Source organism: Actinomadura sp. K4S16, assembly GCF_008327685.1.
In the GTDB taxonomy this organism is placed as follows: domain Bacteria; phylum Actinomycetota; class Actinomycetes; order Streptosporangiales; family Streptosporangiaceae; genus Spirillospora.
This window is the reverse complement of sequence record NZ_BDDE01000031.1, coordinates 87,100-102,653: the sequence shown is the minus strand read 5'-3', so window position 1 is coordinate 102,653 and position 15,554 is coordinate 87,100. Positions and strand designations below refer to the sequence as shown.

14 protein-coding genes are annotated in these 15,554 nt (G+C 71.4%); 7 read left to right on the top strand and 7 right to left on the bottom strand.

The window, feature by feature from the left end; genetic code table 11:
- The first annotated feature begins 174 nt into the window (after window positions 1-174).
- The 4 genes from K4S16_RS42355 (at window position 175) to K4S16_RS42340 (ending at window position 2,653) form a co-directional block, all read left to right on the top strand.
- The gene (locus tag K4S16_RS42355) at window positions 175-624 is read left to right on the top strand and encodes a hypothetical protein (protein WP_149264754.1); all 450 of its coding nucleotides are present in this window, start codon (window positions 175-177) and stop codon (window positions 622-624) included.
- A gap of 105 nt (window positions 625-729) precedes the next feature.
- Entirely contained in the window at window positions 730-1,398 is a 669-nt protein-coding gene (locus K4S16_RS42350) for a DUF3105 domain-containing protein (RefSeq protein ID WP_149264753.1), read from the top strand.
- Window positions 1,395-2,024: a DUF305 domain-containing protein gene (locus K4S16_RS42345; protein WP_149264752.1), complete on the top strand. Its 630-nt coding sequence runs from the start codon at window positions 1,395-1,397 to the stop codon at window positions 2,022-2,024. The genes K4S16_RS42350 and K4S16_RS42345 overlap by 4 nt, the downstream gene beginning before the upstream one ends.
- Window positions 2,025-2,089: 65 nt before the next feature.
- Entirely contained in the window at window positions 2,090-2,653 is a 564-nt protein-coding gene (locus K4S16_RS42340) for a TIGR03086 family metal-binding protein (RefSeq protein ID WP_149264751.1), read from the top strand.
- A gap of 43 nt (window positions 2,654-2,696) precedes the next feature.
- Here K4S16_RS42340 and K4S16_RS42335 read toward each other — a convergent pair whose 3' ends face one another.
- Together K4S16_RS42335 and K4S16_RS42330 are read right to left on the bottom strand one after the other, a co-directional pair.
- Entirely contained in the window at window positions 2,697-3,932 is a 1,236-nt protein-coding gene (locus K4S16_RS42335; RefSeq protein ID WP_149264750.1) for a DUF349 domain-containing protein, read from the bottom strand.
- 73 nt (window positions 3,933-4,005) lie between these two features.
- Window positions 4,006-4,755 carry a peptidylprolyl isomerase gene (locus K4S16_RS42330; protein ID WP_149264749.1) on the bottom strand — a complete coding sequence of 250 codons (750 nt, stop codon included), beginning with the start codon at window positions 4,753-4,755 and terminating at the stop codon, window positions 4,006-4,008.
- Window positions 4,756-4,973: 218 nt separating this feature from the next.
- On the opposite strand from K4S16_RS42330, the gene K4S16_RS42325 reads away from it, so the two are divergent.
- The 3 genes from K4S16_RS42325 to aspS are packed head-to-tail and all read left to right on the top strand — an operon-like array spanning window position 4,974 to window position 8,763.
- The gene (locus K4S16_RS42325; protein WP_149264748.1) at window positions 4,974-5,714 is read left to right on the top strand and encodes an MBL fold metallo-hydrolase; all 741 of its coding nucleotides are present in this window, start codon (window positions 4,974-4,976) and stop codon (window positions 5,712-5,714) included.
- Window positions 5,715-5,725: 11 nt separating this feature from the next.
- Window positions 5,726-7,006: a histidine--tRNA ligase gene (hisS, locus tag K4S16_RS42320; protein ID WP_149264747.1), complete on the top strand. Its 1,281-nt coding sequence runs from the start codon at window positions 5,726-5,728 to the stop codon at window positions 7,004-7,006.
- Window positions 7,003-8,763, top strand: a complete 1,761-nt coding sequence (aspS, locus tag K4S16_RS42315) for an aspartate--tRNA ligase (RefSeq protein WP_149264746.1) — start codon at window positions 7,003-7,005, stop codon at window positions 8,761-8,763. Before hisS ends, aspS begins: the two co-directional genes overlap by 4 nt.
- A gap of 62 nt (window positions 8,764-8,825) precedes the next feature.
- Here aspS and K4S16_RS42310 read toward each other — a convergent pair whose 3' ends face one another.
- The 5 genes from K4S16_RS42310 to yajC form a co-directional block, all read right to left on the bottom strand.
- Window positions 8,826-11,372: a RelA/SpoT family protein gene (locus K4S16_RS42310; RefSeq protein WP_375708367.1), complete on the bottom strand. Its 2,547-nt coding sequence runs from the start codon at window positions 11,370-11,372 to the stop codon at window positions 8,826-8,828.
- 102 nt (window positions 11,373-11,474) lie between these two features.
- Complete coding sequence (locus tag K4S16_RS42305) at window positions 11,475-12,005, bottom strand: adenine phosphoribosyltransferase (RefSeq protein WP_200842438.1); 531 nt, start codon at window positions 12,003-12,005, stop codon at window positions 11,475-11,477.
- Window positions 12,006-12,014: 9 nt separating this feature from the next.
- On the bottom strand, window positions 12,015-13,181 hold the full coding sequence (secF, locus tag K4S16_RS42300; protein WP_149264745.1) for a protein translocase subunit SecF: 1,167 nt from the start codon (window positions 13,179-13,181) through the stop codon (window positions 12,015-12,017).
- 2 nt (window positions 13,182-13,183) lie between these two features.
- Window positions 13,184-14,980, bottom strand: a complete 1,797-nt coding sequence (gene secD / locus K4S16_RS42295; RefSeq protein WP_308801020.1) for a protein translocase subunit SecD — start codon at window positions 14,978-14,980, stop codon at window positions 13,184-13,186.
- Window positions 14,981-15,021: 41 nt separating this feature from the next.
- A complete protein-coding gene (gene yajC / locus K4S16_RS42290; RefSeq protein WP_200842437.1) occupies window positions 15,022-15,525 on the bottom strand; it encodes a preprotein translocase subunit YajC in 504 nt (167 codons plus the stop codon).
- Window positions 15,526-15,554 lie beyond the last annotated feature (29 nt).

Sequence of the window (15,554 nt, the reverse complement as noted above, 5' to 3'; positions counted from 1 at the left end):
AGAGGCCCTCCGGCTCGCCCGATTCCGTCCTGCTGGTCACGCTCCGACACTATCTCGCGGCTCGGACGGTCCCGGACGTCCGCGGCGGGGGCCGCGCGGGAGCACGGCGGGCGGGAACCCGGACGGCGGCCGCGGCGTTGGAACAGCCCGGAAGGCGCGATCAGGAGAGTGACGGTGTCCGCTACGGCCCCACGACCGCGCCACGGGCCGGCAGGTCTGCTCGTGGCGCTGTTCGTCGTGGGCGGCCTGGTGTTCAGCTACGGGCTGGGCCACGCGCCGCCGCCGCGGATCTGCACCCAGCACGCCGTGAGCGTTCCCGTCGGCGCCCCCTGGGCCTTCACGGGCCACGGTGACGCGGGTGCCGGGGCATCGGCGCTCCAGGGCTCTCACAGCCCTGCGCAGGGCGCTGCGTCCCTCTCTCCGGTGAAGGCTCCGGCTCACGTTCCCATGAACGCGTGCCTGTGCCTGGCCGTCCTGTTCACCCTCGTCCTGCTGGCCCTGGCCGCCGGCCTGCGCAGGCCCCTCTCCCGCCTGCCCGCCCGTTTCGGCTGGACGCTCTCCCCGCCGTCCGGCGCCGGGCTCGTCCTCGCGTTCTCGCCCTCCCTCCAGGTTCTCCGGCTGTAGACGGACCGGCCCCACGGCCGTTTCGCGCGCCCGCATCGCCCTTCTGCCGATGCGGCGCCGCCTCCTGTCCGTACCGACCTACAGCACCCCTGAGAGGACACCCGCATGTCCAAGAGCGCCCGCAACAAGAACGCGCGCGGCAACACCGCCACGAAGAACGGCGCCACGAAGAACAGCGCCACGAAGAACAGCGCCAGGAAGAGCCCTCCCAAGAACGCGCTGACCCAGCGCGAGGTCCCGTGGGGAGGCATCGCGTTCTTCACCGTGATCGGCCTGGTGGCGGTCGTCGCCATCGGCTTCGCGTTCATGCAGACCAGGTCGTCCGCCGACGAGTCCCTGCCCGGCCTGGTGACGAAGGACGGCTTCGGCCGCGGCCACGTCGGCGGCGCCGTCAAGTACGACACCGATCCGCCGATGGGCGGCGACCACAACCCCGTCTGGCAGAACTGCGACGGCCGCGTCTACGGCGCGCCGCTGCGGAACGAGCACGCCGTCCACTCGCTGGAGCACGGCGCCGTCTGGGTCACCTACCGCCCCGGCCTCGCCGCGGACCAGCTCGAAGCGCTCAAGGGCAAGGTCGGCGCCACCGACTACACGATGCTCAGCCCCTACCCGGCCCAGGGCTCGCCCATCACGCTCACCGCCTGGGGCCGGCAGGTCCGGGTCCAGAAGGCCGACGACCCGCGCGTGGACCGGTTCCTGCGGTCCTTCGTGAAGGGGCCGCAGACCCCCGAGCCGGGCGCGGCCTGCTCCGGCGGCAAGGACACCCCGTGAGCGCCGCCCCCGCGGCGCCGCGGGGGCGGCGCGCCACCGTCGTCCTCGCGGTCCTGGTGCTGCTCGCCGGCGCCGTCCTGGTCGCGCTCGCCGTATCCCGCTCGGAACGGCCCGGCACGGACGGTCCCGAGGCCGGGTTCGCCCGCGACATGAGCGCTCACCACGCCCAGGCGGTGCAGATGTCGTTCATCGTCAGGGACCGCACGGACGATCCCGAGACGCGGCTGCTGGCCTACGACATCATCAACACACAGTCCGCCCAGATCGGCATGATGACGGCCTGGCTGGACGAGTGGGACCTGCCGAAGACCGATCCGTCCGGCCGCATGCGCTGGATGTCCGGTCACGGCGGCCGCCACGGCGGCGGCGCGGCCGCGATGCCGGGCATGGCGCCGCGCGGCCGGCTCGCCGACCTGGAGAAGGCCTCCGGCCGGGCCGCCGAGGTGCTGTTCCTGCAACTGATGATCGCCCACCATCGCGGCGGCGTCGGGATGGCGCGGGCGGTGCTGGAGCGCACCGGGCACGAGAGGGTGCGGCGGCTGGCCCGCACGATGGTCGAAGGGCAGCAGGCGGAGATCACGCAGATGAACGCGATGCTCCGGCAGCGCGGGGCCGCCGCCGTGTGATCGGGCGACCGCAGGCTTCGCCATAGCGCTTGACAGCGCCGTCGGATCGCGGGTCACTGACCACCATGGCTCACAACCTCAGCGGCTACCACCGGGCCCTCGACCTCTTCGAGGGCCTGGTGGCCGGCGTCCCCCGCGACGGGTGGGACGCGCCGTCGCCCTGCGCGGGGTGGACCGCCCGGGACGTCGCCGGGCACGTGACCGGCGGCCAGTTCCTGGTCCGGGCGCTTGCCACGGGAGAGCCCGAGCCGGACGTCAACTCCGGCCCGGCGCGCTTCGTCCCGGGCGACGTCCTGATGAGCTGGCGGGCCGCCCGCAAGGAGTGCGCGGCGTCCCTCACCCCGGACGCGCTGGACCGTCCCATCCCGTTCGGCGGGCTGGGCGAGCTGCCCCTGGGCGACTTCCTGGAGGGGTACATCCTGGAGCCGCTGGTGCACGCCTGGGACCTGGCGCGGGCGACGGGCCAGCCGGCCCGCCTGGACCCCGACCTCGTCCACCACGCGTTCGCCACCGCCCAGGTGGTCGCCGCCTCGCTCCGGGCCGAGGGCCACCTGGCCCCGCCCCTGCCCGCCCCGCGAGGCGCGGACGAGCAGACGCGCATGCTCGCCTTCCTGGGGCGCACGGCCTAGAGAGCGGGAGAGCGGCCCAGCGGCGGAGAGGACGGCTCGGAGGTCAGGAGAACTCGGCGAGGGTGCGCTCGGCCTCTTCCAGCCAGGCGCGGCGGGCGCTGAGGGCCTCCTCGGCCTCCTTGACGTCCTTCGCGCGGCCGGCCTCGCGGGCCTTGCCGAGCCGCTTCTCCAGCTGCTCGATGGAGCTGCGCAGCTGGTTGACGGTGGCCTCGGCGCGGGCGCGGGCCTCGGGGTTGGTGCGGCGCCACTCGTTCTCCTCGGCGGAGCGGACGGCCTCCTCGATCTTGCGGAGCCGCCCCTCCAGCCGGTCGCGCTGGTCGCGCGGCACCATCCCGGCGGCCTCCCAGCGCTCCTGGATCGCGCGCAGTGCCTGCCGGGCCTGCCGGACGTCGCGCACCGGGAGCAGCCGCTCCGCCTCGGCGAGGATCTTCTCCTTCTCCTCGGCGTGCTCGCGGAACTCGGCGTCGCGCTCGGCGAACGCGGCGCTGCGGGCCTGGAAGAAGGTGTCCTGGGCGCCCTTGAAGCGGGCCCACAGGTCCTCCTCGACGTCCCGCGAGGCGCGCCCGGCCAGCTTCCAGCGGCGCATCAGGTCGCGGTACGCGGCGGCCGTCTCGCCCCAGTCGGTGGAACCCGACATCGCCTCGGCCTCGGCGACCAGGCGCTCCTTGTCCCGCCGGGCCTCCTCGCGCTGGTCGTCGAGGGTCGCGAAGTAGGCCTTGCGGCGCTTGGTGAAGGCGTTGCGCGCGGACGACAGCCGCTTCCACAGCGCGGTCTCGGTGGGCCGGTCGATGCGGTCGGCGGCCTTCCACTCCTCGACCAGCTGGCGCAGGCGCTCGCCGCCGTTCTTCCAGTGCGTCTCCTCGACCGCGATCCGCTCGGCCTCGGCGACGATGCGCTCCTTGACCTCGCGCGCCTCGTGCCGGTGCTGCTCGCGCTGGGCCTTGACCTCCTCGCGGCGCCGCCCGACCTGCTCGGACAGGCCGTCGAGGCGGCGCAGGAGGGCGTCGAGGTCGCCGACGGCGTGCGCCTCGGCGACGGCCTCGCGGAGCCGGTCGATGCTCTGCTGGGCCTGGGCCGGCTGCAGGTCGGTGGTGCGGACCCGCTGCTCCAGCAGGCCGATCTCGGTGACCAGAGCGTCGTACTTGCGCTTGAAGTAGGCCAGGGCCTCTTCGGGCGCGCCGGCCTGCCAGGACCCGACGACCCGCTCGCCGTCGGCCGTCTTGACATAGACGGTGCCGTCCTCGTCCACCCGGCCCCAGGGATCGGTCGCGCTGGACACCCTTGCCTCCTGAATCGCGGGTCCGGACGCGCTCACGGCGGCCGGACCCTCCACACCTTAGTATCCCGTTCGCCTATTTCCCGGCGATCGTGACGTCCTGGATCTCTACCTTCTTCTTGGGCGCGCCGTCGCCCTTCGGGTCCGAGCCCGCGGCGGCGATCTTCTTCAGCACGTCCAGCCCCTTGGTGATCTTTCCGAAGACCGTGTAGTCCGGCGGGAGCTGCGAGTCCTTGTAGACCATGAAGAACTGGCTGCCGTTGGAGTCCGGCAGGCTGCTGTGCGCCATGGCGAGCGTGCCCTCGGTGTACGTGGCGCCCTCGGTGTTCTCGTTGGCGAACTGGTAGCCCGGCCCGCCGGTGCCCTTCGCGGTCGGGTCGCCGCACTGCAGGACGTTCAGGCCGCCGCTCGTCATCCGGTGGCACGTGGTCTTGTCGAAGAAGTTCTTCTGCGCCAGGTACGCGAACGAGTTCACCGTGCACGGCGCCTTGCTGCCGTACAGCTGCATCTCCACGTCGCCCTGGTTGGTCTTCATCGTCGTCTGCACGACGTCCGAGTAGGCGGGCTTGCCCGGAGGGGTGCCGATGCCCTGGGGCGCGCCGTCCTGCTTGGCCGCCTTGTAGGTGCACTTGGGCCCCGCCGCCGTGGACTTGTCGTCCTTGCTGAGCACCATGAACGCGGCGCCGCCCACCACGATGACCGCCACCACCGCCGCGGCGGTGATGATCTTGAGTCGGCGCGCCCGCGCCGCCTCCTGCGCCTGCCGCTGCTGCTGGCGCTCGTAGCGCTGCCGCGCGAGCTGCTTCTTGCGGTCCTTCGCCGCCACGTGCCTCGCCTCTCCGGTGTGATCAGGTGAACGTGCAGCGCATAGTAGCGGTACCCGGCAGTAAAAGCGCCTCCGCGTTCAGGGAGCGCCTCCCGCCCGCCCGCGCCCCGGCGGGTCGGGCCCGCGACACGTCGGCCGCCCTATCTCGTTCGCGGTGGCCATGGCCGCGCCGGTACCCTCGAACACGCCCACAGGGATGGTTCTAAGGAAGGACGACCGTGCTCGTCGCCGGGTTCCCCGCTGGATCGTTCGCCGCGAACTGCTACGTCGTGGCGCCCGCCGCGGGTGAGGAGTGCGTGATCATCGACCCCGGCCAGGACGCCGAGGCCGGGATCGAGGGGATCCTGCGCGAGCACCGGCTGAAGCCGGTCGCGGTGCTGCTGACGCACGGCCATCTCGACCACGTCTGGTCGGTGGCCCCGGTCTGCGGCGCCAAGGACGTCCCGGCCTACGTCCATCCCGACGACCGCGACCTGCTGACCGACCCCGCCAAGGGCCTGTCGCTGGGCCCCGGGCAGCAGCTGTTCGGCGGCCTGGAGCTCTCCGAGCCCGACGACGTGCGCGAACTGGCCGACGGGGCGGTGCTGGAGCTGGCGGGGATGAGCTTCACCGTCGACCACGCACCGGGCCATACGCCCGGGTCGGTGACGTTCCGTACGCCGAAGACGCAGGAGGTCCCGGACGTGATGTTCACCGGGGACCTGCTGTTCGCCGGCTCCATCGGGCGCACCGACCTGCCGGGCGGGTCGTACGAGCAGATCCTCGCCAGCCTGTCCCGGGTGTGCCTCACCATGCCCGACGAGACGGCCGTCCTGCCCGGGCACGGCGACCGGACCACAATCGGCCGCGAGCGCGCGACCAATCCGTTCCTGAGCGAGCTTTCGCCGGGGGGTCCAGGGGGGTCGTCCCCCCTGGGGAACCGGGCGGTCCCCGCGGACGGACCTGACAAGGGATTCTGACCTAAAAGATCATGAGTTCGAGCTTCCGGGCCCCCAAGGGGGTCAGCGAATACGTGCCGCCGCGGGCGGACCTCTTCTACGCCATCCGGGAGGCCTTCGCCGAGCAGGCGAGGCTGGCCGGCTACGGCTACCTGGAACTGGCGGTGTTCGAGGACACGAACCTGTTCCGGCGCGGCGTCGGCGAGTCCACCGACGTGGTGTCCAAGGAGATGTACACCTTCGAGGACAGGGGCGGCCGGTCGCTGACGCTGCGCCCCGAATTCACCGCGTCGGTGCTGCGCTCCGTCCTGGAGAACAACCTCCACAAGGGCTCGCTGCCGGTGAAGGTGTGGACGACCGGGGCCGCGTTCCGCGCCGAGCGCCCCCAGCAGGGCCGCTACCGGCAGTTCTACCAGCTCGACCTGGAGGCGATCGGCAGCGAGGACCCGCAGGTCGACGCCGAGACGATCGCGATCGCGTGGAACTGGTACCGGTCCCTCGGCCTGACCCGGGTGCGGCTGCTGCTGAACTCGCTCGGCTGCAAGGAGTGCCGCCCCGCCTACCGGGCCCTGCTGCAGGACTTCCTGCGCGGCCTCGACCTGGACGAGGACACTCGCGCCCGCGTCGAGATCAACCCGCTGCGGGTGCTGGACGACAAGCGCCCCAAGGTGCGCGAGCAGCTCACGGGCGCCCCGCTGATGGCCGACCACCTGTGCCCGGCGTGCAAGGCGCACCACGACCGCGTCCGGGAACTGCTCGCCGACCTCGGCATCGCGTGGGAGGACACGCCCACCCTCGTCCGCGGGCTGGACTACTACACCCGCACCACCTACGAGTTCGACCACCCGCTGCTGGGCGCACAGTCCGGCATCGGCGGCGGCGGCCGCTACGACGGGCTGTCGGAGGACATCGGCGGCCCGCCCCTGCCCGGCATCGGGTTCGGCCTCGGCCTGGACCGCACGATCCTCGCGCTGGAGGCCGAGTCGTCGGACGCGGAGGGCCCCGCGTTCGCCGCGAAGCCCCGCTGCGAGGCGTTCGGCGTGGCGCTCGGAGACGCCGCCGAGCGGCGCGTGTTCGCGCTCGTCGCCGAGCTGCGCCGCGCCGGGATCGCCGCCGACATGGCGTTCGGCGGCAAGAAGCTGAAGGGCGCCATGAAGGACGCGGACCGCTCGGGCGCCCGGTACGCCGTGATCCTCGGGGAGCGAGATATCGCGGACGGCGTCGCCCAGGTCAAGGACCTGGCCGAGGGCGAGCAGACCGCCGTCCCGCTCACCGACCTCACCACGACGTTGAAGGAAAGGCTCTCCAAATGATCCGCACCCACGAGGCGGGGACGCTCCGCAAGGAGCACGCCGGGCAGCAGGTAACGCTGGCCGGCTGGGTCGGCCGCCGCCGCGACCACGGCGGCGTCACGTTCATCGACCTGCGCGACGCCTCCGGCACCGCGCAGGTCGTCTTCCGCGAGGAGGACACCGCGCACGACCTGCGCGCCGAGTACTGCGTCAAGGTCGTCGGCGAGGTCCGCGTGCGGCCGGAGGGCAACGAGAACCCCGACCTGCCCACCGGCGAGGTCGAGGTCGCCGCCGCCGACATCGAGGTGCTGTCGGACGCGGCGCCGCTGCCGTTCCCCATCGAGGGCGACGTCAACGTCAACGAGGAGATCCGCCTCAAGTACCGCTACCTCGACCTGCGGCGCGAGAGCGTCGCGCGGGCGATGAAGGTCCGCTCGGAGGCCTCGTTCCTGGCGCACGAGGTGATGCGCGAGCACGGCTTCGTGAACGTCGAGACGCCCACCCTCACCCGGTCCACGCCGGAGGGCGCCCGCGACTTCCTCGTCCCCGTCCGGCTCCAGCCGGGCCACTGGTACGCGCTCCCGCAGTCGCCGCAGCTGTTCAAGCAGCTCCTCATGGTCGGCGGCCTCGAACGCTACTACCAGATCGCCCGCTGCTACCGCGACGAGGACTTCCGCGCCGACCGGCAGCCCGAGTTCACCCAGATCGACATCGAGATGTCGTTCGCCGAGCAGGACGACGTCCTCAAGGTCGGCGAGGACCTCGTGGCGCGCCTGTGGAAGGAGATCGCCGGGTACGAGATCCCCCGCCCGATCCCCCACATCACCTACGCCGACGCGATGGCCCGCTATGGCTCCGACAAGCCCGACCTGCGGTTCGGCAACGAGCTGACCGACATGACCGAGTACTTCGCCGGCACGTCGTTCCGCGTGTTCCAGGCCCCGTACGTCGGCGCGGTCGTCATGCCGGGCGGCGCGTCCCAGACCCGCAAGGAGCTGGACGGCTGGCAGGACTGGGCGAAGGCGCGCGGCGCACGCGGCCTCGCCTACGTGCTCGTCCAGGAGGACGGCACCCTCGGCGGCCCGGTCGCCAAGAACCTCTCCGACGCCGAGAAGGAGGGCCTCGCCGCCAAGACCGGCGCCTCCCCCGGCGACGCGGTCTTCTTCGGGGCCGGCAAGCGGCACTCCACCCAGGAGCTCCTCGGCGCCGCGCGCCTGGAGATCGGCCGCCGCCGCGGCCTGATCGACGAGTCCGCCTGGGAGTTCGTCTGGGTCGTGGACGCGCCGATCTTCGAGCCGGTCGAGGACGACAAGGGCGAGCAGATCGGCTGGACGTCGGTGCACCACCCGTTCACCGCGCCCAAGCCCGAGTTCGCCGACACCTTCCAGGACGACCCGGGCCCGGCCCTCGCCGACGCCTACGACCTAGTCCTGAACGGCAACGAGATCGGCGGCGGCTCCATCCGTATCCACCGCGCCGAGATGCAGCAGCGCGTCTTCGACGTGCTGGGCCTCTCCAAGCAGGAGGCGGAGTCCAAGTTCGGCTTCCTGCTGGAGGCGTTCAAGTTCGGCCCGCCCCCGCACGGCGGCATCGCGTTCGGCTGGGACCGGGTGGTCATGCTCCTCGCCCGCCAGGAGTCCATCCGCGACGTGATCGCCTTCCCGAAGGCCGCGTCCGGCCACGACCCCCTGACCGCGGCGCCCACCCCCATCACCCCGGAGCAGCGCGCCGAGGCGGGCGTCGACGTCATCCCCGAGGACGAACCCGCCGAGAACTGACCTCGACGAAGAAGGGGCGGCCGCAGCGATGCGACCGCCCCCTTTCTCTGCTCCCGGCGCTCCTAGCGAGGGGCGCCGCTGGTCACCCGGTAGACGTCGTAGACGCCGTCGATGGAGCGGACGGCCTTCAGGACGTGGCCGAGGTGCTTCGGGTCGCCCATCTCGAACGTGAAGCGGCTGACGGCGACACGGTCGCGGGTCGTGGTGACCGACGCCGACAGGATGTTGACGTGCTGGTCGGACAGGACCCGGGTCACGTCCGACAGCAGCCGCGGGCGGTCGAGGGCCTCCACCTGGATCGCGACGAGGAACACCGAGTCCTCGCCCGGGGACCACTTGACGTCGATCAGGCGGTCCGGCTGCGACTTCAGGCTCTCGACGTTGGCGCAGTCGGCGCGGTGGACCGAGACGCCGTGGCCGCGGGTCACGAAGCCGACGATGTCGTCGCCGGGGACGGGAGTGCAGCAGCGCGACAGCCGGACCCACACGTCCGGGTCGTCGGCGACGACGACGCCCGGGTCGCCCGCCGGGCGGGTGCGCTTGCGGCGCGTCGGCAGCGCGATCTCGGCGAGGTCCTCCTCGGCGCTCTCGACGCCGCCGAGCGCGTCCACGAGGCGCTGGACGACGTGCTGCGCCGAGACCTGGCTCTCGCCGACGGCCGCGTACAGGGACGACACGTCCGGGTAGCGCATGTCGCGGGCGAGAGCGAGGAGGGCCTCCCCGGACATCATCCGCTGCAGCGGCATGTTCTGCTTGCGCATCGCGCGGGCGATGGCGTCCTTGCCGGACTCGATCGCGGTGTCGCGGCGCTCCTTGGAGAACCAGTGCTTGATCTTGTTGCGGGCGCGGGCGCTCTTGACGAAGCCGAGCCAGTCGCGGCTCGGGCCCGCGTCGGGCGACTTGGAGGTGAAGACCTCGACGGTGTCGCCGTTGTCGAGGGTCGATTCGAGGGGGACGAGGCGGCCGTTGACGCGGGCGCCGATACATCGGTGCCCGACCTCGGTGTGGATCGCGTACGCGAAGTCGACGGGGGTCGCGCCCTGCGGCAGCGCGATCACGTCGCCCTTCGGGGTGAACACGAACACCTCGGAGACCGACAGGTCGAAGCGGAGCGACTCCAGGAACTCGGCCGGGTCGGCGGTCTCCTTCTGCCAGTCGAGGAGCTGGCGGAGCCACTGCATGTCACCGGCCTTGCGGCCGCCGACCGTCTCCTCCTTGTACTTCCAGTGCGCGGCGACGCCGTACTCGGCGCGGCGGTGCATGCCCCAGGTGCGGATCTGCAGTTCGACGGGCTTGCCCTCGGGGCCGATCACCGTCGTGTGCAGCGACTGGTACATGTTGAACTTCGGCATCGCGATGTAGTCCTTGAACCGGCCGGGGACCGGGTTCCACCGCGCGTGGATCGAGCCGAGGGCGGCGTAGCAGTCGCGGACGCTGTCGACGAGGACCCGGATGCCGACCAGGTCGTAGATGTCGTCGAAGCTGACGTCCCGCGCGATCATCTTCTGGTAGATCGAGTAGTAGTGCTTCGGCCGGCCCGTCACGGTGGCCTTGATCCGGGCCTCGCGCAGGTCGGTGGAGACGTTCTCGATCACTTCCTGGAGGTAGACGTCGCGGCGCGGGGCGCGCTCGGACACCAGGCGGGCGATCTCGTCGAACCGCTTGGGGTACAGCGTGGCGAACGCGAGGTCCTCCAGCTCCCACTTCAGCGTGTTCATCCCGAGGCGGTGCGCGAGCGGCGCGAAGACCTCCAGGGTCTCGCGGGCCTTCTTCTCCTGCTTGTGCCGCGGCATGTAGCGCAGCGTGCGCATGTTGTGCAGCCGGTCGCCGAGCTTGATCACCAGGACGCGGATGTCGCGGGACATCGCCACGACCATCTTGCGGACGGTCTCGGCCTCCGCGGCCTCCCCGTACTTGACCTTGTCGAGCTTGGTGACGCCGTCGACCAGGGCGGCGATCTCGTCGCCGAACTCGGCGCTCAGCTGGTCGAGGGTGTAGGGGGTGTCCTCGACGGTGTCGTGCAGCAGCGCCGCGCAGAGCGTCTCGGTGTTCATGCCGAGCTCGGCGAGGATGGTGGCGACCGCCAGCGGGTGCGTGATGTAGGGGTCGCCGCTCTTGCGCTTCTGGTGGCGGTGGTAGTGCGCGGCCACGTCGTAGGCGCGCTCGATGAGCCGGAGGTCCGCCTTCGGGTGCGTGTTGCGGACCGTCTTGATCAGAGGTTCGAGTACCGGGTTCATAGCGGGGCCGCGCTGGGCGCCCAACCTGGCGAGCCTGCGGCGCACCCGGGCGGCGGACGGCGGGATCGTGGCCGGCGTGGGCCTGGACGGGACGGCGGACCCGGACGCGTCGTCGGCGTCCGGGGCGGCGCCTGGGCCTTTGGCTGGGGGAACATCGGATCTCGATGGCTGGGCGGGCGGGGCGGCGGACTCGGACGTCTGCGCGGCGGGCTTGGACGTCTGCGTAGCGGAGTCGGACGTCTGCGCGGGGGGCTTGGACGTCCGCGCGGCGGAGTCGTCGGGCTCGGGCGGCCGGACGTCGGGCGGTGGCGGCGCGCGCCGTTCCTCGGCGGCGGCGTTCACCGCGTCGGTCGATACCACCTCACCTGGCACCCAGCCTCCCTAGTCCATCCGGGCGCCGCACTCGCGTGCCGAGGGTCGCGCCCGTCCCCACCGGACCCTGATGGGGTCAGTGTATCCGGCGCCTATTTCGTACTAGACCGTAACCAGGGAATGAACGTCCAGATTCCCCAGCTTGTCGCGTCCGTTCAGGAACGACAGCTCGAGGAGGACCGAAAGTCCGACGACCTCGCCGCCGCCCCGCCGGACCAGCTCGGCGGCGGCCCTGGCCGTCCCCCCGGTCGCCAGGACGTCATCGACGATCAGCACCCGGTCGCCGGGTTCGAAGGCGTCGAGATGGATCTCGATCGTCTCGCTCCCGTACTCGAGATCATAGGTCTCCGCGTCCGTCGCCGAGGGCAGTTTCCCCTTCTTGCGCACCGGGACGAAGCCCGCGCCGAAGTGGTAGGCGACGGGCGCGGCGAGGATGAACCCGCGGGCCTCGATTCCGACGATCTTGTCGATGGTGCCGCGGCCGTGGTGGTTGACGACGGCGTCCACCACTCCGGCGAACGCCACGTGGTCGGCCAGCAGCGGGGTGATGTCCTTGAACATCACCCCCTGCTTGGGATAGTCGGCGACGTCGCGGATCCGCTCCTGGATCAGCTTGTTGAGGTCCACTCCCACGTTCCCCGCCTACTTGCCGCCGCGGCGCTGCTGCCGCGACCCTCGCTTCGGCTGCTGCCGCGACCCCGTCTGCACGACCTTGCGCACGGTCACCGCGCTGCGGACGTCGGTGGCGGGACGATCGCCCTCGTCCTCCGGGTCGTCCGCCGGGTCGTCCTCCGCGGTGTCGGCGGAGGCCCCGGCGCCGGCCTTGACCTTCGCCTTCGACGTCCGCCTGGCGCTCTGCTCGCGCCGGGCGATGTTCTCCCGGAGCTGCTTGTACTTCGGCTCGCGCTCCTTGAACTGGACCAGCAGCGGCGTCGCCACGCAGATCGAGGAGTACGTACCGACGATCATGCCGACGAACAGGGCGAGCGACAGGTCCTTCAGCGTGCCCGCGCCGAACAGGGTCGTGCCGATGAACAGGATCGCGCCGACGGGCAGGATCGCCACCAGCGAGGTGTTCAGCGAGCGCACCAGGGTGCTGCTGAGCGCCTGGTTGGCGGCCTCGCTGTAGGTGATCTTGGAGGTCGGCCCGAGCGGCTTGGTGACCTCCTTGATCATGTCGAAGACGACGACGGCGTCGTACAGCGAGTAGCCGAGGATCGTCAGGAAGCCGAGCAGCGTGGCCGGGGTGACCTCGAAGCCCGACCAGGCGTAGATGCCGGCGGTGATCACGAGGTCGTGGACGAGCGCGACCACCGCGGCCACGGCCATCCGCCACTCGAACGCCACCGACAGGTAGGCGATGATCAAGATCATGAAGACGAGCAGCGCCTGCCACGCCTTCTTCTGGATCTCACCGCCCCACGAGGCGCCGACGACCTGGGTGCTGACCTTGTCGGCGGGGACGGTCAGCTCCTTGGCGACGCTGGTCTTGACCGCGGTGACCTCGCTCGAGGACAGGCTCTCGGTCGTGACCCGCCAGTCGCCGCCCGCCTTCTGCACGATCACCTGGTGCGGGCCGCCGTCGGCGACGGCGCCGCGCACCTGCTCGATCGAGGCGCTCGGCGCCTTGAAGGTGAAGACGGAGCCGCCCTTGAACTCGACGCCGAAGTTGAGTCCCTGCACCAGCAGGCCCGCGATCGACAGCGCCAGCAGCAGCCCGGAGATCGTGTACCAGATCTTCGGCCGGCCGACGATGTCGGCGCTGATCTCGCCCCGGTAGATCCGGGAGATGGCCGCACGCGTTCCCATGCTCAGGCCTCCTGGCTCGTCGTGCGGGCGGCTGGGGCGGTGTCCTGCGCCTTGTGCAGGCGCCTCGGGTCGAGGCCGGACATCGGATGCCCGCGGCCGAAGAAGCTGGTGCGCGCCAGCAGCGCGACCATCGGCTTGGTGAAGAAGAACACCACGATGACGTCGATGAGCGTCGTGAGGCCCATCGCGAACGCGAACCCGGCCACCCCGCCGACCGCGAGGAAGTACAGCACGAGCGCCGCGAGGAAGGTCACGGCGTCGGCCACGAGGATGGTGCGCCGTGCCCGCTTCCAGGCGTTCTCGATCGACGAGCGCAGCCTGCGCCCGGCCCGCAGCTCGTCCCTCAGCCGCTCGAAGTAGACGATGAACGAGTCGGCGGTGATGCCGATGGACACGATCAAACCGATGATGTGCGGCAGCGAGAGCCGGAAGCCCATCCCCTCACCGAGGATCACCACCGCCTCGTAGGTGATGGCCGACGCCACGACCAGGCTGGACACCGCCACGAGGCCGAGGCCCCGGTAGTAGAACAGGCAGTAGAGCACCACCAGGCCGAGCCCGATCGCGCCGGCGATCAGTCCGCCGGTCAGCTGGTCGGAGCCCAGCGTGGACGACACCTCGTCGATGGAGCTCTGCTTGAACTCCAGCGGCAGCGCCCCGTACTTGAGCACGTTGGCGAGGTCGGTGGCGTACTGCTGGTTGAAGCTGTCGGGCGGCCCGTCGATGCTGGCGGTGCCGCCGGTGATGGGGCCCTCGCGGATGCTGGGCGCGGAGACGACCTGGCCGTCCAGCACGATCGCGACCTGCGCCTGCGGCGAGGACGGGTTCTGCTGGTAGGCCTGGGAGGCGGCGGTGGTGACCGCGCCGAACTCGCGGGCGCCCTTGCCGTCGAACTTCAGCGAGACCGACCAGCTGGCCTGGCCCTGCTGGGCGTTCGGCGGCATCGCGCTCGCCGAGGAGACGTTCTCGCCCAGGACCTGGACGGGGCCGAGGATGTACTTGGTGACCTGGCCCTTCTCCGCGTCCTGGTCACAGGCGGCGACGAACTTGCGGTTCGGGTCGTTGGACCCCGGGGCCCGCCGGTCGTCGCCGTAGCAGTTGAGCGCCTCGAACTGGCTGATCACGGCCTTGTCGGTGACGCCCGGGTAGTCCTGCGCGGGCGCGCTGGGCTGCCCGGACGGCTGGCCCAGGGGCGACGACGCCGACGGAGCCGGGGACGCCGCGGCGGACCCGGACGGCTTCGGCGTCGGGGCCGCCAGCGCCCCCGACAGCGCCCGGCCGCGCGGGGTCGCCGACGTCGACGGCGACGCGCTCCCGGACGGGGAGGCCGACGCGGAAGGCGAGGGGCTCTTGCCCCCGTCCTTCCCCTTCGACGACGGGCTGGGGGACGGGGCGGGCGCCGCCCCGTTCGCGGGCCGCCCGTCGGCCACCGCGAACACCTGGCGGAACTGCAGCTTCGCCGTCGTCCCGATCAGGTTGACGACGCGGCCCTGCCCCTCACCGGGGACGTTCACCACGATGTTGTTGCTGCCCTGCTTGGCGACCTCGGCGTCGGACACCCCCAGACCGTTGACGCGCTTCGTCATGATCTTGACGGCCTGGTTCATCTGGTCGGCCGGGGGGTTCTTGCCGTTCGGGGTCTTGGCCGTGAGGGTCACGGTCGTCCCGCCGGCGAGGTCGAGGCCCAGCTTGGGCTTCGTCTGCCCCTGCCAGACCGCCAGACCTGCCAGGACCACCATGACCGCGAAGAGCGCGAGGAGCGTGCGCCCCGGCTTGGGAGCATTCTTGGGCGGAGCCACTTGTCGTCGTACTTCCCGTCGTATCGTCGCCTGAGAGGGGGTCAGGCGGGCTTGTCGCCCGCCTCGACCTTCGCCTTCCCCTTCGGCTTGGACTCGGGCTCGCCGTCCTCGTCCGCGCTGGCCGCGGCCTCGCCGTCCTTGGACAGGTCGACCTCGGCTCCGTCCTTGGACAGGTCGACGCGGTCGCCGTCCTCGTCCTCGGCGTCCTCGACGGCCTCGTCGTGCTCGTCGTCGAGCTCCTCGGGGTCGTCGTCCTTGAGGACCTGCATGATCGCCTGCTTGACGAACCGGACCTCGACGCCGTCGGCGATCTCCAGCACGACACCGTCGTCGTCCACCGACACGACGGTCGCGCGGATACCGCTGGTCGTCAGGACGCGGGCGCCCGGTTCCATGGCGTTCTGCATCTGCATCTGCTCTTTGCGGCGCCTGCTCTGCGGCCGGATGAGCAGGAAGTAGAAGACCAGTGGCACGGCGAGGAGCAGGAGCAGGTTGAAGGCCCCGCTACCGCCGTTGTTCGCCGCGAGAATCATGTCGCTGCCCATTACTGGGGCATCCTTCCGATGTCGATTGC